The 24,508-nt window shown below is 66.7% G+C and carries 16 protein-coding genes; 13 read left to right on the forward strand and 3 right to left on the reverse strand.

Going from position 1 to position 24,508, the window contains the following annotated elements; genetic code table 11:
• Positions 1-1,005 precede the first annotated feature (1,005 nt).
• The 9 genes from bcsB (at position 1,006) to bcsR (ending at position 16,181) form a co-directional block, all read left to right on the forward strand.
• Positions 1,006-3,393: a cellulose biosynthesis cyclic di-GMP-binding regulatory protein BcsB gene (gene bcsB, locus JMY28_RS38065; protein ID WP_201701031.1), complete on the forward strand. Its 2,388-nt coding sequence runs from the start codon at positions 1,006-1,008 to the stop codon at positions 3,391-3,393.
• Between the two features lie 62 nt (positions 3,394-3,455).
• The gene (bcsZ, locus tag JMY28_RS38070) at positions 3,456-4,751 is read left to right on the forward strand and encodes a cellulose synthase complex periplasmic endoglucanase BcsZ (protein WP_201701042.1); all 1,296 of its coding nucleotides are present in this window, start codon (positions 3,456-3,458) and stop codon (positions 4,749-4,751) included.
• The gene (locus JMY28_RS38075; RefSeq protein ID WP_236597241.1) at positions 4,733-8,815 is read left to right on the forward strand and encodes a cellulose synthase subunit BcsC-related outer membrane protein; all 4,083 of its coding nucleotides are present in this window, start codon (positions 4,733-4,735) and stop codon (positions 8,813-8,815) included. Before bcsZ ends, JMY28_RS38075 begins: the two co-directional genes overlap by 19 nt.
• 57 nt (positions 8,816-8,872) lie before the next feature.
• Positions 8,873-10,711: a cellulose biosynthesis protein BcsE gene (bcsE, locus tag JMY28_RS38080; protein WP_201701032.1), complete on the forward strand. Its 1,839-nt coding sequence runs from the start codon at positions 8,873-8,875 to the stop codon at positions 10,709-10,711.
• Between the two features lie 9 nt (positions 10,712-10,720).
• Positions 10,721-10,924 (forward strand): hypothetical protein, encoded by a 204-nt coding sequence (locus JMY28_RS38085; RefSeq protein WP_201701033.1) that lies wholly within the window; start codon positions 10,721-10,723, stop codon positions 10,922-10,924.
• Complete coding sequence (bcsQ, locus tag JMY28_RS38090; protein WP_201701034.1) at positions 10,921-11,745, forward strand: cellulose biosynthesis protein BcsQ; 825 nt, start codon at positions 10,921-10,923, stop codon at positions 11,743-11,745. Before JMY28_RS38085 ends, bcsQ begins: the two co-directional genes overlap by 4 nt.
• On the forward strand, positions 11,742-14,336 hold the full coding sequence (gene bcsA / locus JMY28_RS38095) for a UDP-forming cellulose synthase catalytic subunit (RefSeq protein WP_201701035.1): 2,595 nt from the start codon (positions 11,742-11,744) through the stop codon (positions 14,334-14,336). Before bcsQ ends, bcsA begins: the two co-directional genes overlap by 4 nt.
• A 49-nt stretch (positions 14,337-14,385) precedes the next feature.
• Entirely contained in the window at positions 14,386-15,972 is a 1,587-nt protein-coding gene (bcsG, locus tag JMY28_RS38100) for a cellulose biosynthesis protein BcsG (RefSeq protein WP_201701036.1), read from the forward strand.
• 11 nt (positions 15,973-15,983) lie between these two features.
• Positions 15,984-16,181 (forward strand): BcsR/BcsP family cellulose biosynthesis protein, encoded by a 198-nt coding sequence (gene bcsR, locus JMY28_RS38105; protein WP_236597242.1) that lies wholly within the window; start codon positions 15,984-15,986, stop codon positions 16,179-16,181.
• Position 16,182: 1 nt separating this feature from the next.
• Here bcsR and JMY28_RS38110 read toward each other — a convergent pair whose 3' ends face one another.
• The 3 genes from JMY28_RS38110 to JMY28_RS38120 all read right to left on the reverse strand — a co-directional run bounded on the left by JMY28_RS38110 (position 16,183) and on the right by JMY28_RS38120 (position 19,664).
• Positions 16,183-18,414 carry a tetratricopeptide repeat protein gene (locus JMY28_RS38110; protein WP_201701037.1) on the reverse strand — a complete coding sequence of 744 codons (2,232 nt, stop codon included), beginning with the start codon at positions 18,412-18,414 and terminating at the stop codon, positions 16,183-16,185.
• 157 nt (positions 18,415-18,571) lie between these two features.
• Positions 18,572-18,820 carry a hypothetical protein gene (locus tag JMY28_RS38115; RefSeq protein ID WP_201701038.1) on the reverse strand — a complete coding sequence of 83 codons (249 nt, stop codon included), beginning with the start codon at positions 18,818-18,820 and terminating at the stop codon, positions 18,572-18,574.
• Entirely contained in the window at positions 18,768-19,664 is an 897-nt protein-coding gene (locus JMY28_RS38120) for a hypothetical protein (RefSeq protein WP_236597243.1), read from the reverse strand. The genes JMY28_RS38115 and JMY28_RS38120 overlap by 53 nt, the downstream gene beginning before the upstream one ends.
• A 79-nt stretch (positions 19,665-19,743) precedes the next feature.
• On the opposite strand from JMY28_RS38120, the gene JMY28_RS38125 reads away from it, so the two are divergent.
• From JMY28_RS38125 to rpoD, 4 genes are all read left to right on the forward strand, one after another.
• Positions 19,744-20,085, forward strand: a complete 342-nt coding sequence (locus JMY28_RS38125; protein WP_201701045.1) for a helix-turn-helix domain-containing protein — start codon at positions 19,744-19,746, stop codon at positions 20,083-20,085.
• Between the two features lie 257 nt (positions 20,086-20,342).
• Complete coding sequence (locus JMY28_RS38130; RefSeq protein WP_201701039.1) at positions 20,343-20,780, forward strand: GFA family protein; 438 nt, start codon at positions 20,343-20,345, stop codon at positions 20,778-20,780.
• Between the two features lie 130 nt (positions 20,781-20,910).
• Positions 20,911-21,501 (forward strand): class I SAM-dependent methyltransferase, encoded by a 591-nt coding sequence (locus JMY28_RS38135; RefSeq protein ID WP_201701040.1) that lies wholly within the window; start codon positions 20,911-20,913, stop codon positions 21,499-21,501.
• Positions 21,502-21,924: 423 nt separating this feature from the next.
• A complete protein-coding gene (gene rpoD / locus JMY28_RS38140; protein WP_201701041.1) occupies positions 21,925-23,907 on the forward strand; it encodes an RNA polymerase sigma factor RpoD in 1,983 nt (660 codons plus the stop codon).
• Positions 23,908-24,508: the final 601 nt, after the last annotated feature.

Genomic DNA, 24,508 nt, shown 5'->3' on the forward strand with positions numbered 1-24,508 from the left:
CTTCTCGGTTGCCTTGAACGACACCACCGAGAGCGCTGCCGCGGCGGGCGTAGCTGGCATGTCCAGGTGAAACGCCTGCCTTCCCGGGATGGCAAGCAATACGTCTTGCAGGTCTGCCACAGGCCTGGCCTCCTTGCTGATTGTCGTGGGAGACGCGGCCTGCTGCGTTAGGACTGCAAAGGGTAGAGAGGCCGCGGCGTGGGGCTCATTCAGCCCAACCCGCTTTCTACGCCTGCCGCAATCCCGCCTCAATAGGCTCCGGTCAGAAAATTGCAACGGCTTGACGGGCCGCAACATTGCCAGCGGTGTGCGAAGCAGGACCTCAGCTTCTCGGATGCCGTTTATGGTCTGGCCGCGGGCATCTCCTTCATCGGCCGCTCTGCCGAGAGAAGCGACCACCAACGAGACCCCGAGAAACGTCGAGTGAAGGCCGTCGTATTCGCGTGATCGGAATGCGGGCTGACATGCTACGTCTCTTCGCATGTTGCCGCGTGTGAGTTGCGGGCGCAGCGGCGCCAGCGCCCTTTTCCGCCACGCGGAAGCGTCTTGGGACGTGCGTCGCGTCGAATTGCCATGATTGATACGGTATCCTGATCAATTGGATGGAATCAGCAACGAACATTCCCGACGATGCGCAGGCACGAGACGAAGTGACGGACACGCGATGCACTTCGGGCCGCATCCAGAGCCCGCGTTGCGCATTCGCAACGCCGCCTCCCTTTGGTACGCGCTCTGGAATTGTCAAGCGCCCCAACCTCCCGCCCCCACCCACGCGCGCAACTGTCAAATCGGCCGCCAGGCCGCGCCGGCCCGTCGTCTGCGCGCTTGACGCAACGGGCATAAACAGGTGCATTCATAGGGCACGATCCTTGGCTCTCCGCTACACTCCCCCCACATCGACGCCGTTTCGAGATAACGACTGGCAGCACCACGCCGCCACTATCCTTGGTTGCTGTCTTTGCAGGATAAAGACAGTCACTGCGAAGAAAACAAAGGGCTGTTGCGATGCGACTATCCGTTCAAGTTGGGCTGGGCGCGCTCGTCGCCGGATTGCTGCTGGGGGCGAGCCTTTTCGCGTTGGACAAATCGGCTATCGCGGCTACACAGACCACGAAGGCGGCAGCGCCGGCCGCAAGCGACGTTCCCGCCGCTGCGCCGGCAGCGGCCTCGGCCACGGTGACCGGCCCCGTTGTCATCCAGACGGCCCCCGGCGCCGTCATTCCCGAGGCTGCCGCGTCGGCGCCGCTCGGGCAGCCGCGCACGCGCACGTTCACGCTGCGCCAGATGGGTGTGTATGGGCCGATCGCGCTGCGCGGGCTCGATCCCACCGCCAACATGAGCGTTGACGTGCGCACCGACGAAGTGGTGACCAGCGCGAAGCTCAAGCTCGTCTACACCTACTCGCCCTCGCTGATCTGGTCGCTTTCGCATCTCAAGGTGTTTGTAAACGGTGAAGTCGTCGCGACGATTCCGCTCGTGAAGGAAACGGCCGGGCAGCTCGTGACGAGTGAGATCGATCTCGATCCGCGCCTCTTCACCGACTACAACCGCATCACCGTGCAGATGATCGCGCACTACACACTCGATCACTGCGAGGACGCGTATCACTCGAGCCTCTGGGCCGACGTGAGTCCCGAGACGTCGCTCACGCTCAACACGGCGGGCATCGTCCTGCCGGACAGCCTCGGGCTCCTGCCCGTGCCGTTCTTCGACCGCCACGACAACCGCCTCGTGCGCGTGCCCTTCGTGCTCGCCGCCAACGCGGGCGTGCCCGTGCTGCGCGCGGCGGGCGTCGTCTCGTCCTGGCTTGGCGCGCTCGCGAGCTATCGTGGCTCGCGCTTCCCGGTCACACGCACGGTGCCGCCCGACGCCAACGCCATCGCGCTCGTGCTGCCGGGTCAGGCGCCCGAGGGGCTGAACCTGCCGGAGATCAAGGGCCCCACGATCTCGGTCATGGCGAACCCGGCCGCCGATCCGCAGTCGGGCCGCAAGCTCCTCGTGCTCGCGGGCCGCACGCCCGAGGAGCTCCAGAACGCCGCCTACGCGCTCGCGCTCGGGCAGGCCGGCATGGCGGGCAGCAGCGTGATCGTGAAGTCGATCGATCTCGGGCCGGCGCGCAAACCCTACGACGCGCCGAACTGGGTGCCCACCGATCGCCCCGTGCTGTTCCGCGAGCTGGTGACCGACCCGCAACAGCTCCAGGTGTCGGGCTACAACCCGCCTGCGATCCGCGTGAATCTGCGCGTGCCCGCCGACCTCTACGCGTGGGCGCGGGGCAACGTGCCGCTCGATATCCGCTATCGCTACACGGCGCCTTCCGAGTGGAACGACTCGGTGCTCAACGTCAGCATCAACGATCAGCTCGTGCGCTCGCAGCGGCTGCGGCCCGTCACGCGCGCCTCCGACGAAGCGCGCATCAACGTGCCGCTGCTCTCGGGTTCGGACACGCGTGCCGCGACCAATCTGGAGATTCCCGCGTTCCGCGTGGGCAGCGACAACCAGTTCCAGTTCCAGTTTCATATCGATTCGCAGAAAACGGGGCTGTGCACGTCCACCGCCACCGATGTCGCGCGCGCGGCGGTCGATCCCGACTCGGTCATCGACTTCAGCGGCTTCGCTCACTACACGGCGCTGCCCAATCTCGCCTTCTTCGCGAACAGCGGCTTTCCGTTCACGCGCATGGCCGATCTCTCCAACACGGCCCTCGTGATTCCGGACGATCCCGACACGAAGGATGAGGAAGCCGTGCTCACGCTGCTCGGCCACATGGGCCAGTGGACCGGCCTGCCCTCGCTGCGCCTGACGATCGTGCCCGCAAGCCAGGTGGATACCGTGCGCGACAGTGATCTGCTCGTGATCGGCGTGGGCTCGGGGGCGCAGTTGCTCGAGAAGTGGGGCCGAGACTTGCCGCTTCTCATCGAGCGCGGCAGGACCGAGGTGACCACGCGCGACCAGCGCACCGGCTGGCCCGGCTGGCTTGGCGGCACCCAAGACGAGGACCCGACGCCGTCGGGACGCTCGATCGTCACGCTCGGCGGACCGATGGCGGCGCTGATCGGCTTCGAGTCGCCGCTGAAGTCGGGCAGGAGTGTGGTGGCGCTCGCCACCACCTCGTCGGCGCAGCTCGGCGACGTGCTCGACGCGCTCCAGGACAGCGGCAAGATCTCGCAGATGCACGGCGACCTCACGCTCGTGCGCTATGGCCAGGTCGAGGGCCTGCGCGTCGGCGATCGCTATTTCGTCGGCGACCTGCCGTGGTATGCGCGCGCCTGGGTGTATATCTCGCGCTACCCGGCGCTGATGGCGCTCGCGGGCATTCTGGCCGGTCTGATCGTTGCGCTGACCGTGTTCTGGGCGCTCGGCCGCATGGCCACCCGCCGCTCCGGGACCTGACCATGCGCCCGGGTTTGGCTACGCTCGCGCCCGCTCCGGCGCCACGGCTTGCGCCTCGGCTCATGCGCTGGCTCGCGGCCGGCGCGCTCGCGTGCGCGCCGCTCGGGCCGCCCGGATCACTCGCGGCGCTGACACTGCTGATGCCGGCAGCCGCGGCGCACGCGGCTGCGCCAGCCGCAAATGCCAACGCCGCAAAGTCCGCCAGCCCCGCTGCCTGCGCCTGGCCCGCGTGGACCACATTCCGCAGCACGCTGCTGAGCGCCGATGGCCGGGTGATCGACGCGAGCACGCCTCGTCAGGTGACCGTGTCCGAAGGACAGTCCTATGCACTCTTCTTCGCGCTGGTCGCGAACGACCGAGCGAGCTTCGACAAGGTCCTCACGTGGACCGAAAACAATCTTGCGCAGGGTGACCTCGCCTCGCATCTGCCCGCATGGATCTGGGGGCGGCGCGATATCGGCGATGACGGCAAGCCAGTCGTCGCTTCGGGCGCTTCCGCTCCCGCGGCGGCCAGCGCCACGCACGCCGGCGAGCCCCAGTGGGGCGTGATCGACAGCAACCCCGCCAGCGACGCCGACCTCTGGATCGCCTACACGCTGCTCGAAGCCGGGCGCCTCTGGAACGAGCGCCGCTACACCGCGCTCGGCACGGTGATGGCCCGCAACATCGTGCGCGAGGAAACCGCCGTGCTGCCGGGTCTTGGGCGCACGGTGCTACCCGGGCCGGTGGGTTTCACGATCGGCAAGGACGGCTGGCGCCTGAACCCGAGCTACGTGCCTCTGCAGGTCATGCGGCGCTTCATGCTCGCGCTGCCAGAGGCGGGCGAATGGAAGGCGCTGCTGGCTTCCTCGGCGAGACTCGTCAACGAGACCGCGCCCAAGGGCTACTCGCCCGACTGGGTGGAATATCACGCGAAAGGCGGCTTCGCCCCCGACGCGCAAACGCACGCCGAAAGCGCCTACAACGCGATCCGCGTCTACCTGTGGGCCGGCATGCTCGCGGGCGACGACCCGCTGCGTGCCAACACGCTCGCCACCTTCAAGCCGCTCGCGGATTTCGTCGGCGCCCATGGTTTTCCGCCCGAGCGCGTCGATACGACCACGGGCGCACCGGGGCCGAACGAGGGCAACGGCGGCTTTTCTGCCGCCGTCGCGCCGTATCTGGCTGCGCTCGGCCGCAGCGATCTCGCGAATGCCCAGGCCGAGCGCAGCCGCACGCTCGCGCAGAAGTCGCCGCCCGGCTACTACAGCAGCGTGCTGATGCTGTTCGGGCTCGGCTACCTCGACGGGCTCTACCATTTCGACGCGCAAGGCCGCGTTGCCCCAGCATGGACGAGCGCATGCCCCACGCCGCGCTGAACGCCCTCGCGTGCGCCCGCCGCGCCGCCCGTGTGCGCAGCGCGCGCCGTGAGGCGCGGCGCCTGGCTGCGCGCGCGATGCCGGGCGTCGCCAGTCCCGGCGCGCCGCCGAACCGCTTGTTGCCGAACATCGCGCCGCTCGTCGCGCTGTTCGTCGCGGCGTCGCCGTATCCTGCCTCGGCGCAGACAGCTCCGCAGCCAGCGGCCAACGCCGCCACGCGAGGCGCCCAGGCCGAGCAACTCCTCTCGGCCGCGCGCATGTGGGAAGGCAAGAATCGACCAGACGTCGCACGCGGGCTCGTGCAAAAGGCGCTGCTGTTCGACCCGCAGCAGCCCGACGCGCTGGCGTTGCTCGGCGAAATCGAGTTGCGCTCGAACCGCCCGGCCGAGGCCGCGAAAATCCTCGCGCGGCTCAAGAAGATCGCCCCGAACGCGAGCGCGACGAAGGAGCTCGACGACGCTTACCGCGTCGCCACGAGCGACAAAATGGAGATGGCCCAGATCCGCCTGCTCTCGGCCGCCGGCAAGAGCGAGGAAGCCTCCGCACGCTTGCTCAAGCTCTTTCCGAACGGCGCGCCCGCAGGCGATCTCGCGCGCGACTACTACCGCATCCTGGCCGGCACGACAGCGGGACGCGCGCAGGCGATCGGCGAATTGCGCACGCGCGTGAAGCAAAATCCGAACGATCCGCGCCTCGCGCTGATCCTCGGCGACCTGCTCACCGACCGCGCCGACACGCGCATGGAAGGCCTCAACCTGATCTACCGCGTGTACCAGCGCCAGGACAGCAACCGCGCGCTCGCGCTCGAACTGTGGCGTCGCGCGCTCGGGAGCGCCGGGCACGACGATCTCGCGTATTACGTGTGGTATCTGCGCTATCTGCAGGAAGTGCCCGACGACTCCGATGCGCAGCAGACCGTCGCCGATCTCGGCAAGAAGCTCGGCGCGAAGGGCCAGGCGCAGGCGCTTGCCCAGGCGCAGAACCCGTCGGCTGTCATCACAACGCCCGCGCCCGCGCGCGCGGCTGGAACGAGCGGCGCTTCGACCCAGGCCCGGGCCCGTCCCGGCCCCGGCGCCGCCGACCGCGCGCGCGGGCTCGCGCAACTCGACCGCGGCGATCTCAAGGATGCCGAAACCTCGCTGCAAAGCGCGCAGCGCGCGAACCCCAACGACGGTGAAACCATCGGCGCGCTCGGCCTCGTGCGGCTACGCGAAGGCCGCCACGACGAGGCACGCGAGCTGTTCGCGCGCGCCGTCAAGCTCGACCCGGACAATGCCGGCAAGTGGCGCAGCCTCGAAAAGACGGCCACCATCTGGGGCACCATTGCAAAGGCGCGCGATGCCAATTCGCAGGGCAAGCCGGAAGAAGCCGAAGCGCTCGCGCGCGAGGCGCTCAAGCTCGATCCGGGCAACACGACCGCCAGCGACATTCTCGGCAACGCGCTCATCGCGCAAAAGAAGTGGCCCGAAGCCGAAGCCGTGCTGCGCCCGCTCGTGAACGCCCCCAAGCCCGACATGGACGCGCTGCGCGGCCTCGTGACGGTGCTGCGCGAAACGCATCGCGAAAACGAGATCGAACCGCTCATCGCGGCCACGACGCCACGCGTGAGCGGCTCGACGGCGGAACTCAAGCGCCTGCACGCCGAGCTGCTTTCCATCCAGGCCGACCAGTTGCTCGCGGATAACCGCAAGAGCCCGGCCATCGCGAAGCTCGAGGAGGCCGTACGCCTCACGCCCGACGACGCCTGGACGCGCTTCACGCTCGCGCGCCAGTACCGCGATCTGGGCCTGCCCGCGCTGGGCCGCCAGGTGATGGAAGACGGCCTGAAAGTCTCGCAGGCGCCCGACATGCGCTACGCCACGGCGCTCTATCTGAATTCCGTCGACGACATCGACGCGGCCGCCGCGCAACTCGACGCCGTGCCCGAGGCCGAGCGCAGCGAGGGCATGCGCGAGCTGATGGGCAACCTCGCCGCGCAGAAGAAGATCGCGCAGGCCCGCCAGCTCATCGCCCAGGGCAAGGAAGACGAGGCACGCGCGCTGCTCGACTCCGCCGCCGCCGACGCCAACGCGGCCAACGACCCGCAGATGCTCGCCACGGTCGGGCGCGAGTGGATCGCGATCGGCGAGCCGGACCGGGGCCTGAAGCTCGTGCAGGACTGGCTCGCGGCGCACCCCGACGATCCGGCGGCCAACGGCGCACGGGTGCGCTACGGCGAACTGCTGGCGGCGGCCAACCGCGACGACGCGTGGGCGAACTGGATCGACGCAACGCGCGATCAGCCCGGCATCACCGAGGAGCAGCTGGCCAGCCTCGACGACCAGGAGTTGCGCCTTGCGGTGCGCGAGACCGACCGGCAGATCGAAGCGGGCGACCTCACGGCCGCGCGCCACGCGCTCGACGCCGTACCCGACCGGCTCAAGTCGAACCGGCGCTGGCTGCTCGAAGAAGTGGATCTGCTCGAAGCGAAGGGCGACTACAAGGGCGCGATGGCCTCGGCGCAGAAGGTGCTCGTCACGCACCCCGACGACGCCGATGCGCGCCTCGCCGTTGCGCGTATGCTGGAGCGCATGGGCCGAAACCGGGAGGCCGCCGAGATGGTGCGCGCAGTGCTGGCCGACACCGCGGAAAACGACATCGACACGCGCCTTGCCGTGGCGCGGCGCTTCACCGCGCTCGGGCTGAACGACGAGGCTTCGGCCGTGGTCGATCCATTGCGCGAGCAGTATCCGAACAACCCGGACATCACGATCCAGGCGGGGCGCGTGGCGCAGGCGCGCGGCAACTACAACGAGGCCGCGAGCCTCTATCGCACCTCGCGCACACAGGAAGTGGCCGAAGGCACGCAGCCGGACACCGACGGCACGACATCCGCCGGCCGCGCGCTGCAGAGCCTGGAAGACCGCAAGCAGGGGCAGGTCGCAACTGGCTGGTATCAGTCGAACCTCTCGGGCGACCCTGGCATTTCCGAACTGCACGCCACCGAAGTCCCGCTGTATGTGCGCATTCCGGACGGCTACACGGGCCACTATTTCTTCCACGCCGACACCGTCTACCTGAACGCCGGCACGCTGCCCGCCAACGATCTCGACACCGCGATCAAATACGGCAAGATTGCCGCGCTCGGCAACACCGGGCTCTCGCCCGTCAACGAAACCGCCACTGGTGTCGCGCTCGCGGCGGGCTACGAGTTCAACGGCGCGAACAATAGCTGGCGCGCCGACATCGGCAGCACGCCGGTGGGCTTTCCGATCACGAGCGTGCTGGGCGGCATTCAGTACCGCCACGACTTCCAGACTAATTCGTCGCTGTCGCTCGACGTCTCGCGTCGGCCTGTGACCGCCAGCCTGGTTTCCTACGCGGGCGGCATCGATCCGGTCACTGGCGAGAAGTGGGGCGGCGTGGTGCGTAACGGCTTCACCGTGCGCGGCGCGCAGGACTTCGGGCCCGGCACGATCTTCACGAGCATCGGTTTCGGCCTCCTGACCGGGACCAACGTGGAGACCAACCAGGAGTTCAAGGTGCGCAGCGGCTACGACTGGTCCGTGTTCAAGCGGCCCGACCAGATCGTGTCGAGCGGCCTGATCCTCAATTACTGGAAGTACTCGAAGAACGAGCACAACTACACGTTCGGCAACGGCGGCTATTACAGCCCGCAGAGCTATTTTTCGATCGGTATTCCGCTCGACTGGACCGGCCGCTACAAGAAGCTTTCGTGGGAGATCGACGGATCGGTGGGCATGTCGTTCACCAACGAGAACCAGTCGCCGTTCTACCCCACGCGGCCCGGCCTCCAGGCTCAGGCGCTCGCGTTCATGAGCGCCAACGATCTCGGCTCGCCCTATTTCGGCGGCGGCTCGGGCGGCGGCTTCAGCTATACGGTCGAAGCGGCGCTCGAATACCGTGTGACGGAGCACTTCGTGGTGGGCGGGCGCTTTTCGATCGACCGCTCACGCGACTATGCGCCGAACGTGGGCGTGCTTTATATGCGCTACTTCTTCTCGCCGCAGAAGGGGCCGGTGCCGTTCCCGCCGCGGCCGGTCGTCCCTTATTCGGCCTACTGACGTGGCTACTGAGCGAGCGCGCATGACGACGATGAAACCCGCGACACGAGCGACACGATGAACGATCCCGCCACGCTTCCCGCAGCGTCCGCCGGCGCCAGCCGCGATACGCGCCGCTCGCTGTTCTCGCGTCTCGCGCGCCGCGAGCCGCTCGCGATCGACGGCCTGCCGCCCTCGCTCGCCTCGCTCGGCGCGGGCCAGGTGCACGTGGTCTACGCGAGCGCCTCGCCCGCGCGCGACGCGCTTTTCTGGCAAACCGCCGCCGCCGCGCTCGCGGGTCCCGCTACCGTGCTCTCCACACGCGACGGCGCGAGCCTCGCGGCCACGTTGCGCGACCATGGCGTCGATCTCGACAAGAACGGTTCGACGCACGCGTGGGCAAACGTATGCGCGCTGCGCCCACTCCCGGACCGCGACGGCGCGCAGGTGCTGATCGAAGCGCTCAACGCGCTCGCCGCGCAGTGCGCCGCGCCCGAAAGTCAGTTCTTCATCGAAGGCGCGGAGGCGTTCTTCAACTGGCAGGACCACGCCGCGCTCGCGAGTCAGGGCGCGCAGCTCGCAGGCTGGTGCGCGCAGCATCGTTACGGCGTGCTGATGGTGGCAGCGCCCCCCGGCCTTGGCGACGATCAGGAGCATCCCGAACTGGCCGCCTTCCAGGCGCGTTTCGCGGGCGCCGCGCAACTGCACCAGGTGCAGGGGCAGTATCACTGGGAAGTGGCGTTCTGGCGCGCCGGCGACGCCGTGCACGGCAGCCAGAGCGTCCCGCTGCGCTTTTCCGCCGCCGATCACCGCCTGATCGTTTCCGGCGACACCTTCGAGACCGAGATCGGCGAAGCCGGCCTGCTCGCGCCCGACGAAGGCCGCGTGATCGTTTCGCGCGACGCCATGTTGCACGAACGCGTACTACCGCCGGCCTGGCAGATCGTCGATAACAACGAGGCCGCCGTAGGCGCGGCGCGCACCTCGGTCGCGGCCACAGTGATTCTCGAATTCAGCGCAAAACGCGACCTCGAAACGCTCGCGGAGCAGGTGCACACGCTGCGCCTGCAGTGCGGCGAAGCGCTCAAGATCATCGTGCGCGAGGACGCCGTGGCCATGCGCTACGAGTCGCTCATGCTCAACCTTGGCGCGAACCGCGTGATCGCGCGGCAAACACCGCTCGCGCAGGTCGAGGCCATCGTCGAAAGTCTGCAGGGCCAGGTGTATTCGCGGCCCATACCCGCCGATTACCGGTCGGCGCTCGCCGCCGTGGTGCACGGCGAGGAGAGCGGCTACGTGGGCGCGGCGCACTTAGTCGAACTGGTGCGCGCGGCAGTGGAACGCAGCCGCGTGATCCAGTTGCCGAGCGTGCTGATCCGCCTCGCGCTGATGCCGGAAGTCGCGCACGTGGATGCGCTCAAGGCGTGCCATCTGCGCCGCGCTGGCGACATCGTGACGGCGAGCGGCGACAGCCTCTACGTGTTCTTCTTCGCATGCCGCATGAGCGATGCCGACGCCGTATGCCAACGCGTGTTCCAGCGGCCGCTCGCCGAGCTTTTCCAGGGCGAGGAGCGCTACGGCGACGGCCGCGCGATTACCGACGCGCTCGTCGCGTTCGCCGACGAAATCGACGCCACGCCGCCGCCCGACTATTCGGGCTGGCTCGCGATCAACGAGGGGCAGCCCGCCGCGGCCGCGGCCATCTCGGTGCAAGCCAACGGGCAGACCGTGCCGCCAGCGGCGGCTTCCGCGATCGCGCCGGACGCGGCGACGGCGACGACGGCCGCAACCGCGGCGCCGGGCAAGATTGCTCCCATAAATGGTGACCTGTTGTCCGCGCTCGATCGCGCCGCGCGCACCGACAGCGCGAAACCGCGAGCCGCGCCGCAGCGCGCGCCGCTGCCGCTCAAAGCATAGGAGAGCGACATGAACGCCTTTCTCGGTTACTTCGTCTGGGGCTTGATCCTCGCCGTGCCGCTCTACTTCGTCGGCTGGCGTCTGCGTCTTGAGCGCTTCCTGCCCATGTGGCTGCGCCCCACGCGCGCGCGCCCGCTCCAGTTGCCACCGCAGGTCGATGCCCTGCTGATTCGCGGCCAGCGCCGCTTCAGCCAGACGGAGCCGCGCCGATGAAAACCATCGCCATCGTCTCAAGCGTCGGCGGTGCGGGCCGGACCACGCTCACTGCGGCGCTCGCCGGTCTGCTGGCGGCGCGCGAGCACGTCGCGCTCGCCGCCGAATGCGACCCGCGCAACGTGCTGGCGCTCCATTTCGGGCTGCGCGAACGCGCGCGCGAAGGCCTTGTCCCGCATCTGGCGGGCGGTCCCGGCGCCGACGACGCCTGGTCGCGCGCCGCGCTGCAAAGCGACGATGGCGTGTACGTGCTGCCATGGGGCAGCCTCGCGGACGGTCACGAATCCCTCGACGACGACGCCAGCGCCCTACTCGACGCGCGCCCCGGCTGGCTGCGCGAACTGCTCGGGCGCGTGGACCTGCCAGCGCACACGATTGCGCTCGTCGACGCGGGCACGTGGCCCTCGGCGCACGCGCGCCAGGCGATCGATGCCGCGGACCTCGTGCTCGGCGTCCTCACGCCCTGCGCCTCCGCGTGCGCAACGCTGCCGCGCCTGATCGCCGCGCTCGTGCGCGCCGGCAAGCGCAGCGTGTTCGTCGCCAATGCGGTCGTGCCCGCGCGCCAGCTGCACATGGACGTCGTTTCGTTACTGCGCGCGCGCCTCGGCGCCGCCATGCTGCCGTATCTCGTGCATGCGGACACCGGTGTGCCCGCAGCACTCGCCGCCGGCGAAAACTTCTGCCTGAGCGCGCCCAGCTCGCAAGCCGCGCACGACCTGAACGGCATTGCCTCGTGGCTCTCGCACTGGAGCGTGGGCGCAAGCCTCGACGCACCCGACGAACTGCTCGCGCAACATGCCGCGCGCGGGAGCACGCCATGATCCGCGAGCGGATAGTCGCGCTGTGGATCGCGTTTTGGGCATCGCTTCGCCGCCAGAGCGCGCCCGAACTCGATCTCGCACCCGACGCGCCGGGTCGCCAGTGGCTGCTGCGCGCCTTCTTCCGGCCGCCGCGCCCCGGCCAGCGCGACGTGCCCGCGCTTGCCTTCGCGCGGCTCGGCAAGGACATCCGTCGGAGGCTGAATATCGGCCGCGACCACACCGCCGGCGCCTGGCTGCTGCGCATCTTCCTGCGCCCGCGCCGCGCGCGACAGCGTCTGGCCGCCGACCTGCGCAAGCTTCACAAGGCGCCGCAAGGGCACCATCACTTCGCACTGCGCGCGTGGCTCGACAGACGGCTCGAACCCATCTATCGCAGCGCCTCGCGCGCGAGCGCGGCAGTCGGCGCACGTCTGCCCGACGTGCCGTGGGTCGGCATCGAGCAGCGCCTCGAGAAGCTTTCGGCGGCGCTCGACCGCGTGCCCTTCCTGCGCCAGTGCCTCTTGTGGCTCGCGTTCATCGCGGCCGTCGCCGTGTGCACGACGCCGCTGCCGTTCGCGGGCCAGGTGCTGCTGTTCCTGCTCGTGTACGTCGTGGTGATGATCGCGCGCCGCCTGCCGGGGCGCCTCGCCACCATGCTCATGGTGATGCTCTCGATCCTCATGACGGGCCGCTACGTCTGGTGGCGCAGCACACAAACGCTGCATCTTTCGAGCCCCGCCGAGGCGGTCGTCGGCTATATCCTCTACGCAGCTGAGCTTTACACGTGGATCGTGCTGATCTTCGGCTACGTGCAGACCGCCTGGCCGCTGCGCCGCAAGCCGCAGCCGCTTCCCGACGACCCCGCCGACTGGCCGACCGTCGACATCTATATTCCGACGTACAACGAATCGCTTTCGGTGGTGCGGCCAACCGTGTTCGCGGCCAGCTCGATCGACTGGCCACGCGACAAGCTGCGTGTCTACATTCTCGACGACGGCGACCGCGACGAATTCCGCGAGTTCGCGCGCGAGGCGGGCGTGGGCTACATGCGCCGCGACGAGCACACGCACGCGAAGGCGGGCAACATCAATCACGCGATGCCGCTCACCCAGGGCGAGTACATCGCGATCTTCGACTGCGACCACATCCCCACGCGCTCCTTCCTGCAAACCACCGTGGGCGTCTTTCTCGCCGATCAAAAATGCGCGATGGTGCAAACGCCGCACCACTTCTTCTCGCCCGATCCATTCGAGCGCAATTTCGACACGTTCCACCGCGTGCCCAACGAAGGCAGCCTCTTCTACGGCCTGATTCAGGACGGCAACGACTTCTGGGACGCCACGTTCTTCTGCGGCTCGTGCGCGGTCATCAAACGCGCGGCGCTCGAACACATCGGCGGGATCGCGACCGAGACCGTGACCGAAGACGCCCACACCTCGCTGCGACTGCATCGCCACGGCTATACCTCGGCTTACCTGCGCACCGTGCAGGCGGCGGGCCTCGCCACCGATAGCCTTGCCGACCACATCGGCCAGCGCATTCGCTGGGCGCGCGGCATGACGCAGATCTTCCGCATCGACAATCCGTGGATCGGCAAGGGCCTCTCGTTCTTCCAGCGCATGTGCTACAGCAACGCCATGTTGCACTTCTTCTACGGCTTCCCGCGCCTCATCTTCCTCGTGATGCCGGGCGCGTACCTGTATTTCGGACTGCACGTGATCAACACGCCAGCGCCCGTGATCCTCGCTTACGTGGTGCCGTATCTGGTGATTGCCGCGATCGCCAACTCGCGCATCCAGGGACGCTACCGGCACTCGTTCTGGGCCGAGGCCTACGAGTCGGTGCTCGCGTGGTACATCGTGCTGCCGACCACCATGGCCTTCATCAACCCGAAGCTCGGCAAGTTCAACGTGACCTCGAAGGGCGGCCATATCGAGCACGAATATCTCGACTGGACGATCTCCAAGCCCTATCTCGTGCTGCTTGCGATCAACGTGTTCTCCGTGCTCGCCGGCATTGGGCGCCTGACGATATGGCGAACCGAAGAGCCCGCCACCGTGTTCATGAACCTCTTCTGGGCCGGCGTGAATCTCACCATTCTCGGGCTTGCGCTCGGCGTGGCGAAAGAGGCCAAGCAGGTGCGCGTGGCGCACCGCATTCCGCTGCGCGTGCCCGCCATGCTCACGCTGCCCGACGGCCGCACGCTCGCATGCAGGACCGAGAACTATTCGATGGGCGGCCTCGGTCTCATGCTGCCCGCCGACGTCGTAGCGAAGCTCGAGCCCGGCGAGCGCATCAACGTGACGCTCGCGCGCGGCGTCCTGGAGCACGACTTCCCCGCCGTGGTCGCACGTCTCGCCGACCGGCGCCTCGGCGTGCGCTTTACCGACATGAGGGCGGAGACGGAGCGCAAGCTCGTGGAATGCACGTTCGGCCGCGCCGACGCCTGGCTCGAGTGGGAAGACGTGCCGGCTTCCGATGCGCCGCTGCACGGCCTCATCCAGTTGATCGAGCTGAGCTGGCAAGGCTACATGCGCCTCATCGACGCATTCTTCGACGCGCTGGAAAGCCTCTTCACGCGACGCCGGGCCGGCCAGGCCCGCCAGCCCTGATAACCGCAACCGCCACATCAAGCCGCTACACCCTGGAACGCGAAACACTATGGGTCTCTGGAATCTCTACTTCCTCGCCAAGCTGTACCTCTACTCGATCGGCACGCTCAAGCCCGAGTGGTGGATGAACTTCGCCTTCGTCGTCCTGCTGCTCGTGCCGCTGCACAAACGGTGGCTGCGTGTCGCGCGCGATGTGCTCGCCGTTGTCGTGGGTATCTCCATTGCGTACCACGAGTCGAGCATGCCCGACATCGGCCGGGCGATCTCGCAGATCCCTGTGCTCTTCACCTTCACGCCTTCGTACATGTTCGAGCTCACGCGGCGCGTGATTTCGCTTTCGATGATCGTGAGCGCGGTGCTTGCCGTGCTGCTCTACTTCCTCATCAACCGCTGGGTGCGCGTGACGACGCTCGTACTGATCGCGCTCGTCGTCATGCCGATCTGGCAAGGCGTGGGCACGTTCGTCGCGAACGCCACGGCCAACGCCTCGCTCGCCAGCAACGGCGACGACGACAGCGGCACAGGCAAGAAGCGCGACGAGCAGTCGGGCAGCTACGACCAGCAGCTAGCGGCGTTCCGCGCCAACGAGGAAGGCCGGCGTGTGAACTTCACGCCGCTCACCACGGACGCGAACGCGCAGTTCGACATCATCGTGGTGCACATTTGCTCGCTCTCGTGGGACGACATGGATGTCGTGAAGATGCGCAACAACCCGCTCTTCTCGCGCTTCGACTACATCTTCCAGAACTTCAGTTCCGCCGCGAGCTATAGCGGCCCCGCCGCCATTCGCGTCCTGCGCGCCACCTGCGGACAGGAGCCGCACAAGGCGCTCTACGACCCGGCGGCGCCCGAGTGCCACCTGTTCGCGCAACTCGCGCAGGCGGGTTACAAGCCGCAGGCGCTGCTCAACCACAACGGCCGTTTCGACAATTTCCGCGGCACGGTGATCAATGAAATGGGCGTGCCGGGCGTGACGATTCCCTCGAACGAAGGCCTGCCGGAAGCGATGAAGGAGTTCGACGGCTCACCGCTGGTCGGCGACTACGACGTGCTCGCGCGCTGGTACAAGCAGCGTATTGCGGCGGGCGGCGGTCCGGTCGCGCTTTACTACAACACGGTCTCAATGCATGACGGCAACCGCCTGCCGGCTCCCAACAACAATCTCACGAGCCTGCAGTCCTATCCGATCCGCCTGCAGAATCTGCTCGGCGACGTCGACAAAGTGATCAACCTCGTTGCGCAATCGGGCCGCCGCGCCGTGATCGTGTTCGTGCCCGAGCACGGCGCGGCGCTACGCGGTGAAGAGAACCAGATTGCCGGCATGCGCGAAATTCCCACGCCGAACATCGTCCACGTGCCGGTCGGCGTGAAGGTGGTGGGGCTGCCGGCCGGCAGCGAGCACACCGGTGGCGTAACGACGATCGACACCCCCACGAGCTATCTCGCGCTCGCGCAGCTGCTTGCGAATCTCGTCGCGAACAGCCCGTTCGCCACGGGCGCGCCGCCGCTCGCGCAGTATGCGAACAACCTGCCGCAAACGCGCATGGTGGGCGAAAACGAAGGCACGGTGACGATGACGACGCCCACCGGCTATGTGATCCATACGCCGGATGGCGTGTGGGTGGAGGGCAAGTAATGGCGATGCGCTTGTGGGGGTCCGGCCGGCGTTCGCGCAGCGGTCCTGCGCTACCGAGCGATATCGACGCGCTCGCGCGCCTTGTCGAGGGCGTGGACCGCGACCGCTATCTCGACGTCCAGGCCGAGGACGCCTGGCGGGCGGCCGCGAAACGCTGGCCGCTCGTGGCGGACGTGCTGGAGTTGCCGGTGGAGGCGGGGAAAGGCTGATTCAGCGCGCGCATTCGTTGGTTGCGCCCTGCGGCGCGCACCACGCTTGCCACATCTGCCGGTACGCCGCTTCCATGTTTCGCGCGAAGCGTGCGCCGTCCATGAGCGGCGAGACTTCCATGCGCACGCGCAGGCCCGCGCGCAGCGCGGCGAGGCGCGGCACATCGCGCGCGAGCGCCGTCACTGCGGCCACGTACCCGGCGTCGCTTGCTGCCGCCAGTTCCGGCAACCCCAGATTGGCAAGCAGGCAGAGTCCCGCGCGGCTCACCGCCGAGCGGCCGTAGCGCGTGGGCACCGGCACGCCCATCCAGAAGGCATCGAGACTCGTGGTGTGGCCGTTGGCCGGAAACGTGTCTAGCGCGATGTCGATCTGCTGGTAGGTGCGCAGGTAATCGGCGCGCGCCTGGAAACCCACGAAGCTCACACACGCCGGATCGATGCCGTGCGCCGCGAAACGCTTAGTCAAGCGCTCGCGCGCGCTGCCGGGCGGCGCCATCAGAAGAAGCCGCGCGTTCGGCAACGCGGCGAACACGCCGGACCACAACGCCAGCGTGGTGTCGGTGAGCTTGCAGGGATTGTTTAGACATCCGAACGTAATGTGTCCAGCCGTGAGCGCCGGCAATGCGTTCACTGCCACGTCGGTTGCCAGCGGGTCATAGCACCAGAACGCGTCGGGCAAGCGCAGCGAACGTTCGGTGTATTGATCGTCGATTTGCGGCTCGCCCACCGGATCAAGCCAGGGGTCGGTGAGACGCCATCCGATCGAGGGGCTGCCCGTCGTGCCGGGGTAGGCGAGCCACGCCACCTGCACCGGCGCGGGCCGCCGCGCGAACAACAAGCGCCGTGCGCCGTCCATGTGCATCGTGAGATCCACGAGCACGTCGATGCGATCGTCGCGAATTTGCCGGGCGAGGCGCGCGTCGTCGAATTCGTGCGCGTCGCGCCAGACATCGGCGAAACCGCGTAGCCGGGCCGTCACCTCGTCGGTCTGCGTGCTCAGCGAGTAGCAGAAAATTTCGAGCGCCTCGTGATCGTGATGGCGCAACAGCGGCATCGTAAAGAGCGACTGGCAGTGGTTGCGAAAGTCCGGCGAGACATAGCCGATGCGCAGCCGCCGTGCGGGTTCGGGCGTGTTCGCGTGGTGCGCTACCGCGCTTGCGGCCAACAGTGCCGCTTCGTGCCGGGCCGAGAACTGCTCGGCTTCGGCGCGCAGCGCGTGGCCGTCGTCGATGGCGAACATCAGCGACCACAGCAAGTTGCTGTTCGCGCCGGTATGCGCGGGATCGCAGGCCATGGCGCGGCGATAGCAGGCAATGGCCTCGTCGATGCTGCCGGACTTGCTGCACGTATTGCCGAGATTGAGGTGCGCTGCGGCGAAATCCGGCTTGAGTTCGATGGCGCGCGTGAACGCTGCGCGCGCCTCGTCGATGCGGCTCATCTGCATCATCAGGTTGCCGAGGTTGTTCCACGCGGACACCCTGCCCGGGTCGCGTTCGAGCGCGCGTTCGAGTGCGGCCTGCGCTTCGTCGATACGGCCCGCGCCCAGCAGCACGCAGCCCAGATTCGTGAGCACGTCGGCTGAGTCCGGCGCGAGCGTACGAGCGTGTTCGAGCACAACCAGCGCCTCGGTGTTGCGGTTCGTGGCGAGCAGCACCTGCGCGAGATTATTCCAGGCACTCACATGGCCGGGCGAGAGTTCCAGCGTGCGCCGCAGTACCGCTTGCGCGCGCGCGAACTCGCCGGACTTGTACAACATGGTCCCGTAGTTGAAGTGGATGGCCGCATGGGCGGGCGCCAGCGCGAGAGCACGCTCGAAATGGTGCGAGGCCTCGGCGCAATTTCCCGCTTCGCCGTAAAGGTGGCCCAGATTGTTCAGCGCCACTGCGAAGTCCGGCCGCAGATCGATCGCGCGATGCAGCGCCCGGATCGCGATGTCCCGGTCGGCAGCGCACTGGCACGTCATGGCGAGGTTCACGAGAAAGACCGGGTCCTCCCGCTCGGCGAGCGCGCGGCCGATAAGCGCACGTGCGGCGAGCGGATCGCGCCCGTTTTCGATCAGGCCAGCCAGGTTTAGCGCGTCGGCGTCGTGCGGATTTGCGGCGATCAGGTGCTCGCACAGGGCGTGCGCCGTTTCCGCTTCACCGCGCTGCCACGCGGACTCGGCGGCGGCTAAGGTTGCTTGCGTTGTTTGCGCTTGCGCCGCGGCGGCGTGGGAAGCGTGGGAGGTCGACATGGTGGTGAACGCTGCCATGGCTTCGGACAACGAACGTCCGAAGATGGCGATGCGTGTAGACGCGTAACGTTCGATTATCGCCGCGTCTCGAAACTGGCGGCCTGGATTGCGCCAGTTGTGGTGCCAAGCCGAGTGCGGCCTTCATCGCGCCAGTTCCTCAGTGATCCTTATGACCCTTGATCTGGCGCGCTTGTACGTCAGTAACCGAATCGAACAACGCCTCCGCACGCGCCAGTTCGTCTAGCGCGTGGTCGAGCCGCGACTGCGCCGCGCCATAGGCGAGCGGCGCGGCGACGTCGTCGCGGACCTCGGCACGCAGGGCGCGAAATGCCCGGTCGACGTTGCGGCTCGCCTCAAAAAAGCGTTGCGCGGCCTCGGCCTCTTGTGAACGGATGTGAATCGCCATGGAAGAGTTCCATCGTGAGCTGCGTCCAGTCTCCCGCCCGGGAGACGTGGCGCGTTCTTGCGCCGCCAAGCCGTGAAGACGCCGTGTGCTCGGCGGGCGGCACGTCGAAAAGATCGCGCGTAACGCCACGCGCCTGCTGCGCGCAGGCCTCGCTGCGCACGCGTTTGGTGAGATCCGCGTAGGTGTCGAAGTCGCCCATGCGCGACGCCTCGTGAATTGCCGCGAGTTCGCGCGCCTTGACGAGCGAGGGCTGCGTAAGCCGCACAAAGTACGGCGCCTCCAGCTCCGCCGTGAACACGAGCGGAAGGCTCTTGCCGCCCGCCTCGGCGGCGCGCTCGACGCAATCCACCACTACCGTGCCCTGCGAGCGGCCAGGCGGCTTCGCCGTGCTCACGCTGCGCAGCCGCTCCGGAAACACCCGCAGCGAACTGCCGACGCTGAGCTCGGTTGGCGAGACGCACACGAGCGCGTAGTGATGCTCGCGTGCGGCGCCCGAGGGCAGCGTGGCGCTGCTCGTGACGAACACGTGCTGCGGAAGCTGGCGCACCTGGCCGCTGGCATCGACCCATGCATTCCAGACAACCACGCCGGCACGCTTGCCGCGCTTGTCTTGCGCGGCGCGCGGGCGGCTCGCCGCCGGCGAGAACAGGGCGAGGAGCGAGCCGGTGCGCAGCGCGGCGACCTGAGCGCTGCTGCCGAGCGACTGACCGATGCCCCACAGGAAACGCCCGCCGCCCTGCTGACGCTCCCACTCCTTACGCAGGATCAGTGTGGGGAGATTAACGCCAGCCTCTGGCCCGATACGGGACCAGCAGAACGTGGGCGGTAGGTGTTTCAGTGCCATCGACTTCCTCGGAATGCAGTCGCTCACCGATTTCGGCGAGCAATTCAATAACCGTTACTGTATAGGTATAATGCATGACATGGAAGCCCCAGATACTTATTTTCCGGTGCAGGAACTGCTGCGGCGGTTATCGGACGATTCACGCTCTGCCAGCGAAATTGCGCGGCTTTCCGGGGTCAGTCAGCCTACGGTCTCGCGTCTTCGCACGTCGAACGGGCGGCGGATACGCCGGAGCGCATCATTCAATAAGCTATGCAGTTTCTATGGCGTGAAGGCGCCCCCGGCCAGTCGGCACGCGGCCGCCTACAACGACTTGCTGCGCAATGCGATCGTCGAGGCGTGGGACGGCTCGGAGGAGCACGGTCGCGCGCTGCTCGTCGTCATCAAGGGATTGAAGGAGCTGAGGGAACGGCCCGCGTAGATTCATTGGGGTGGCCAGGAAGATGCGTTTTGTGCGGGGGCGCAAAGGTAACCTTCTATGGGGGAATCGCCTTGCATTTCGGGGTTGCAGGGGCGCCACGAACCGTGCGGAAGCTATGGCTGGCCGGCAAATCCCCATATGTGGTGACCTTGGCGTTTTCCTGCGCCGCGGATCACTCAAACGTATGATGTGAGCGCACACACGGCAGCCGCCCGTTCGCAATATTTGACATTCGCCACCAGAGCACCGCGTCCATCATGTCCGCCGACACTGCCCCCACCCACACGAATGCGCCCGCCACTTTGCACGGCCAATGCCTTTGCGGCGCCGTGCGCTATGCGGTAGCGAATGCATTCCGCTACGCATTTAATTGCCACTGCTCGCAGTGCCGCCGCGCGACGGGTTCCGCGTTCAAGCCGTTTGCGGGCATTGAAAGCGAGGCGCTGCGGCTGATCGAGGGCGAAGAGCAGACGTTGGTCTACGGCAATCCGCAGGCCGCCCATGACGTGCATTGCGGCCGCTGCGGCTCGCTGCTCTATTCAGTTGTGCGCGAAGGGGCGTATGTGCACGTGACGCTCGGCACGCTGACCGATACGCCGGATATCCGGGCCGCCGGCCATATGTTCGTGCGCTCGAAAGCGCCGTGGTTCGAGATCACCGACTCGCTCCCCCAATACGACGAATTCCCGCCCTGACGCTGCGTGCGTGGCAGCAGGCGTGCGTGGCAGCAACCGTACCGGTATCGCCGTACTACTGCCTGCCGGTGCGTGGATCGGGTAGTCTCGAAGCGTCCTCCCCCTTGTCCGCAAGGACTCCGAGCCCCATATGGACTCCACGACGATTGAGACGTACACGAGTGGCGCCGCAAGCTACGCAGCCGAATGGGCAAACCAGCCTGCGCCCGACGACCTCTATGCGCGTCTCACGCAGTATTTCCGGCACCAGGGAAGGACAGTCGACATCGGGTGCGGATCGGGCCGCGACGTGGCGTGGCTGAACGCACACGGTTATCCCACCGCCGGCTACGACGCATCGGAGGGTCTGGTCGCACAGGCTGCCGCTGAATATCCGCAATATGCCTTCGGCCTTGCCACGTTGCCCGGGCTGAAGGGTGTACCCACCGCGTGCTTTGACAACGTGCTCTGCGAAACCGTGATCATGCATTTGCCCGTCGCGCAGATAGGGCCAGCCTGCCGTCGCCTCGTCGAACTGCTCAAGCCCGGCGGCGTGCTGTACCTAAGCTGGCGCGTAACCGAGGGCGACAGCGCGCGCGACCCAGCGGGACGTCTATATAGTGCCTTCGACCCCGCGCTCGTGACCGGCGCGCTCGAGGGCACGACCATCGCGCTCAACGAGGATGCGGTCAACCGCTCTTCCGGTAAACGCGTTCAACGTATTGTCGCGATTCGTGCGTGAGCGTTGCCACGCACGGCGACCGAATAACGGGGAAGTAGCGGAAGATCAGCAGGGAACAACGGCGCGCCATGCGCCCGGCGAGTCACAAATACGTGAACTATTCGCTTGAAAAATGGTCTAAGGGACTCATGTAGGAAACATGTAAGGTGGAGCGCGAGCAAGCGGTACGACCCTGAAGGCGGACAATGTGCCGCAAACACGACGATTCGGGTTGCCTAGCATGCCGTAACGCACTACCATACGCGGTCTTTCTGCATTGCACGAAAATCCAGGCTGCCACGTCTTCAGACGTTTGGCGCTCGCTTGGCGGGACCGGCATGCGCCCCCGCCCACTCCCCTGCAATTTCGTCATCGCCAGGACGCCATGCCGCTGGCGCGTGACCTTTTTTGCCCTTGTCGGGCTATCCCTTCGAGGAGAATGTATTGACAAGCCATGACCGGGACGACGCGCTCACCTCGTCTGCCCGCCCCGCACGCCGCTCGTCCAAAGACAAGTCCGGCGATACGACGCCCATGGACGCAGGCTCGCAACTCGAAAAACGCCAGCATCAAATGCGGGCGCTCATCAAGCTCGGCCGTGAACGCGGTTATCTGACCCACGCGGACATCAACGACCATCTGCCCGACAACTTCGCGCAGACGGCCGCGCTGGAAACGATCGTCGCCACGTTCAACGACATGGGCGTGCAGGTGTACGAACAGGCGCCCGACGCCGACACGCTGCTCCTGAACGAAGATTCCCGCGCCGACCAGCAGGCCGACGACGAAGCCGACGAAGAAGTCGAAGTCGCGCTCTCGACGGTCGACTCCGAATTCGGCCGCACCACCGACCCCGTGCGCATGTACATGCGCGAAATGGGCTCGAGCGAGCTGCTCACGCGCGCCGGCGAAATCGAAGTGGCGAAGCGTATCGAAGACGGCCTCCAGGAAATGATCCAGGCGATCGCGGCATGCCCGTCGATCGTCGCGACCATCCTTGCCGACGCCGACCGCATCGCAGCTGAAGAAATGCGTATCGACGAGCTCGTCGACGGCGTCGGCAGCGACGAAGCCGCGCCGGAACCTGCCGCGGCCGACGCCGACGCCGGTGAAGAGGTCGACGCACAAGCCTCCGACGTAGAAGAATCGGACGATTCGAGCGACGACGAAGACGACGCCGACGCCGACAACAGCAAGGCGAACGAAGCCCTGCTCGCGCAGTTGAAGGCAGACAGCCTCGCGATCTTCGCGCGCGTTCGCACGCTGTTCGAACAGATGGCCTGCACGTCGGACGCCAACGCGCGTGCGTCGGCCGCGGAAATGAAGATCTGCGCCGACATCCAGACGGAACTCGCGCCGATCCGCTTCACGGCTCGCACCATCGACCGCCTGTGCTCGCTGCTGCACGAACAGGTCGCGCAGATTCGCGCGATCGAGCGCAATGTGCTCTCCATCGTCGTCGATCGTTGCGGCATGCCGCGCGAAGCCTTCGTCGAGCAGTTCCCGGGCCATGAAACCGATCTGGAGTGGGGCGTGCGCGCCGCAGCCGCGTCGAGCAAGTACGGTCCCTCGATCGAGCGCAGTCTGCCGGCTATCCAGGCGGAGCAGCGCAAGCTCGCCGAGATCGAAGCGGCCGCATCGCTGTCGCTGCAGCAGATCAAGGCGATCAATCGCCGCATGACCGTCGCCGAATCGAAGATGCGTCAGGCGAAGGGCGAGATGGTCAAGGCCAACCTGCGTCTCGTGATCTCGATCGCGAAGAAGTACGTGAACCGCGGCATGCAGTTCCTCGACCTGATCCAGGAAGGCAACATCGGCCTGATGAAGGCGGTGGACAAGTTCGAATATCGCCGCGGCTGGAAGTTCTCGACGTACGCGACGTGGTGGGTGCGTCAGGCCGTGACACGTGCGCTCGCCGACCAGGCGCGCACGATCCGCGTGCCGGTGCACATGATCGAGACGATCAACAAGCTCAACCGCATTTCGCGCGAGATCCTGCAGCAAACGGGCATGGAAGCGCATCCGGCAGACTTGGCCGCACGCATGGGCATGACCGAAGAGAAGGTGCGCGGTATCCTCAAGATCGCCAAGCAACCAGTCTCTCTCGAAAGCCCGGTGGGCGACGACGGCGACGCGACGCTCGGCGACATGATCGAGGACGCAGGCTCGGCCTCGCCGGCTGATGCCGCGATCCACGCGAACATGCGCGCTGCCATCGACGAGGCGCTCAAGGCGCTCTCGCCGCGCGAAGCAAAAGTGCTGCGCATGCGCTACGGTATCGACACGACTTCGGACCACACGCTCGAAGAAGTGGGCAAGCAGTTCGACGTCACGCGCGAGCGTATTCGCCAGATCGAGAGCAAGGCAATGCGCAAGCTGATGCATCCGAGCCGCGCGGACAAGCTGCGGCCGTTCCTGGAGCGCTAAGCGGTTATCGCTGCGCCCCCGTGCTGGAATGAAAAAACCCGTCACGTAAGTGACGGGTTTTTTGTTTGGCGCGTCAGAGTTTGGTGGTTGCTTTGGCATGCGAGCGTGGACACCATCGCTTATCGCCTTTTCGTCGGAGTGCTCCCGGATAATGCGACTAGTTTTATCTAGCCACAGTGCAAAGCGTGGTGATCGGCAGCATTAGTCTGCGCACGCTTCCTCTCCGCTTGGTAGTCGACGAACGCCATCGAGGACGCAGTATCGGCAGCGCGCGGATTGCGGGGGCTGAGTTGGTTTGAGGAAGTGGGTGCGTTGTGAAAGTGGAGGTGACGAGTGGCAATCACCGAACCGATGCCCATCGCTTTTATGATGCGCCAGGGCTATTTGCGAGAGGGCTGAAGATTGTCCAGGCGAATCCGGGTAGTAGCATGCGGTGGAGCTGCATGCTACGTATGCTGCCCGTTCGACGGTTTTCTTATTTTTAGGAGCCCAAACGCCAGAACCCCGGTTCTCGTTGGGAGAGACCGGGGTTCTGGACGTTACAGCATAAGGAGCCTGACGATTACCTACTTTCACACGGGCAATCCGCACTATCATCGGC

Source organism: Paraburkholderia hiiakae (assembly GCF_904848665.1).
GTDB lineage: Bacteria > Pseudomonadota > Gammaproteobacteria > Burkholderiales > Burkholderiaceae > Paraburkholderia > Paraburkholderia hiiakae.

What these genes read in the sequence shown, in the direction of transcription:
- bcsB (WP_201701031.1), top strand. Translation starts at nt 1,006, where the DNA reads ATGCGACTATCCGTTCAAGTTGGGCTGGGCGCGCTCGTCGCCGGATTG.
- bcsZ (WP_201701042.1), top strand. Translation starts at nt 3,456, where the DNA reads ATGCGCTGGCTCGCGGCCGGCGCGCTCGCGTGCGCGCCGCTCGGGCCG.
- JMY28_RS38075 (WP_236597241.1), top strand. Translation starts at nt 4,733, where the DNA reads ATGCCCCACGCCGCGCTGAACGCCCTCGCGTGCGCCCGCCGCGCCGCC.
- bcsE (WP_201701032.1), top strand. Translation starts at nt 8,873, where the DNA reads ATGAACGATCCCGCCACGCTTCCCGCAGCGTCCGCCGGCGCCAGCCGC.
- JMY28_RS38085 (WP_201701033.1), top strand. Translation starts at nt 10,721, where the DNA reads ATGAACGCCTTTCTCGGTTACTTCGTCTGGGGCTTGATCCTCGCCGTG.
- bcsQ (WP_201701034.1), top strand. Translation starts at nt 10,921, where the DNA reads ATGAAAACCATCGCCATCGTCTCAAGCGTCGGCGGTGCGGGCCGGACC.
- bcsA (WP_201701035.1), top strand. Translation starts at nt 11,742, where the DNA reads ATGATCCGCGAGCGGATAGTCGCGCTGTGGATCGCGTTTTGGGCATCG.
- bcsG (WP_201701036.1), top strand. Translation starts at nt 14,386, where the DNA reads ATGGGTCTCTGGAATCTCTACTTCCTCGCCAAGCTGTACCTCTACTCG.
- JMY28_RS38110 (WP_201701037.1), bottom strand. Translation starts at nt 18,414, where the DNA reads ATGTCGACCTCCCACGCTTCCCACGCCGCCGCGGCGCAAGCGCAAACA.
- JMY28_RS38115 (WP_201701038.1), bottom strand. Translation starts at nt 18,820, where the DNA reads ATGGCGATTCACATCCGTTCACAAGAGGCCGAGGCCGCGCAACGCTTT.
- JMY28_RS38120 (WP_236597243.1), bottom strand. Translation starts at nt 19,664, where the DNA reads ATGGCACTGAAACACCTACCGCCCACGTTCTGCTGGTCCCGTATCGGG.
- JMY28_RS38125 (WP_201701045.1), top strand. Translation starts at nt 19,744, where the DNA reads ATGGAAGCCCCAGATACTTATTTTCCGGTGCAGGAACTGCTGCGGCGG.
- JMY28_RS38130 (WP_201701039.1), top strand. Translation starts at nt 20,343, where the DNA reads ATGTCCGCCGACACTGCCCCCACCCACACGAATGCGCCCGCCACTTTG.
- JMY28_RS38135 (WP_201701040.1), top strand. Translation starts at nt 20,911, where the DNA reads ATGGACTCCACGACGATTGAGACGTACACGAGTGGCGCCGCAAGCTAC.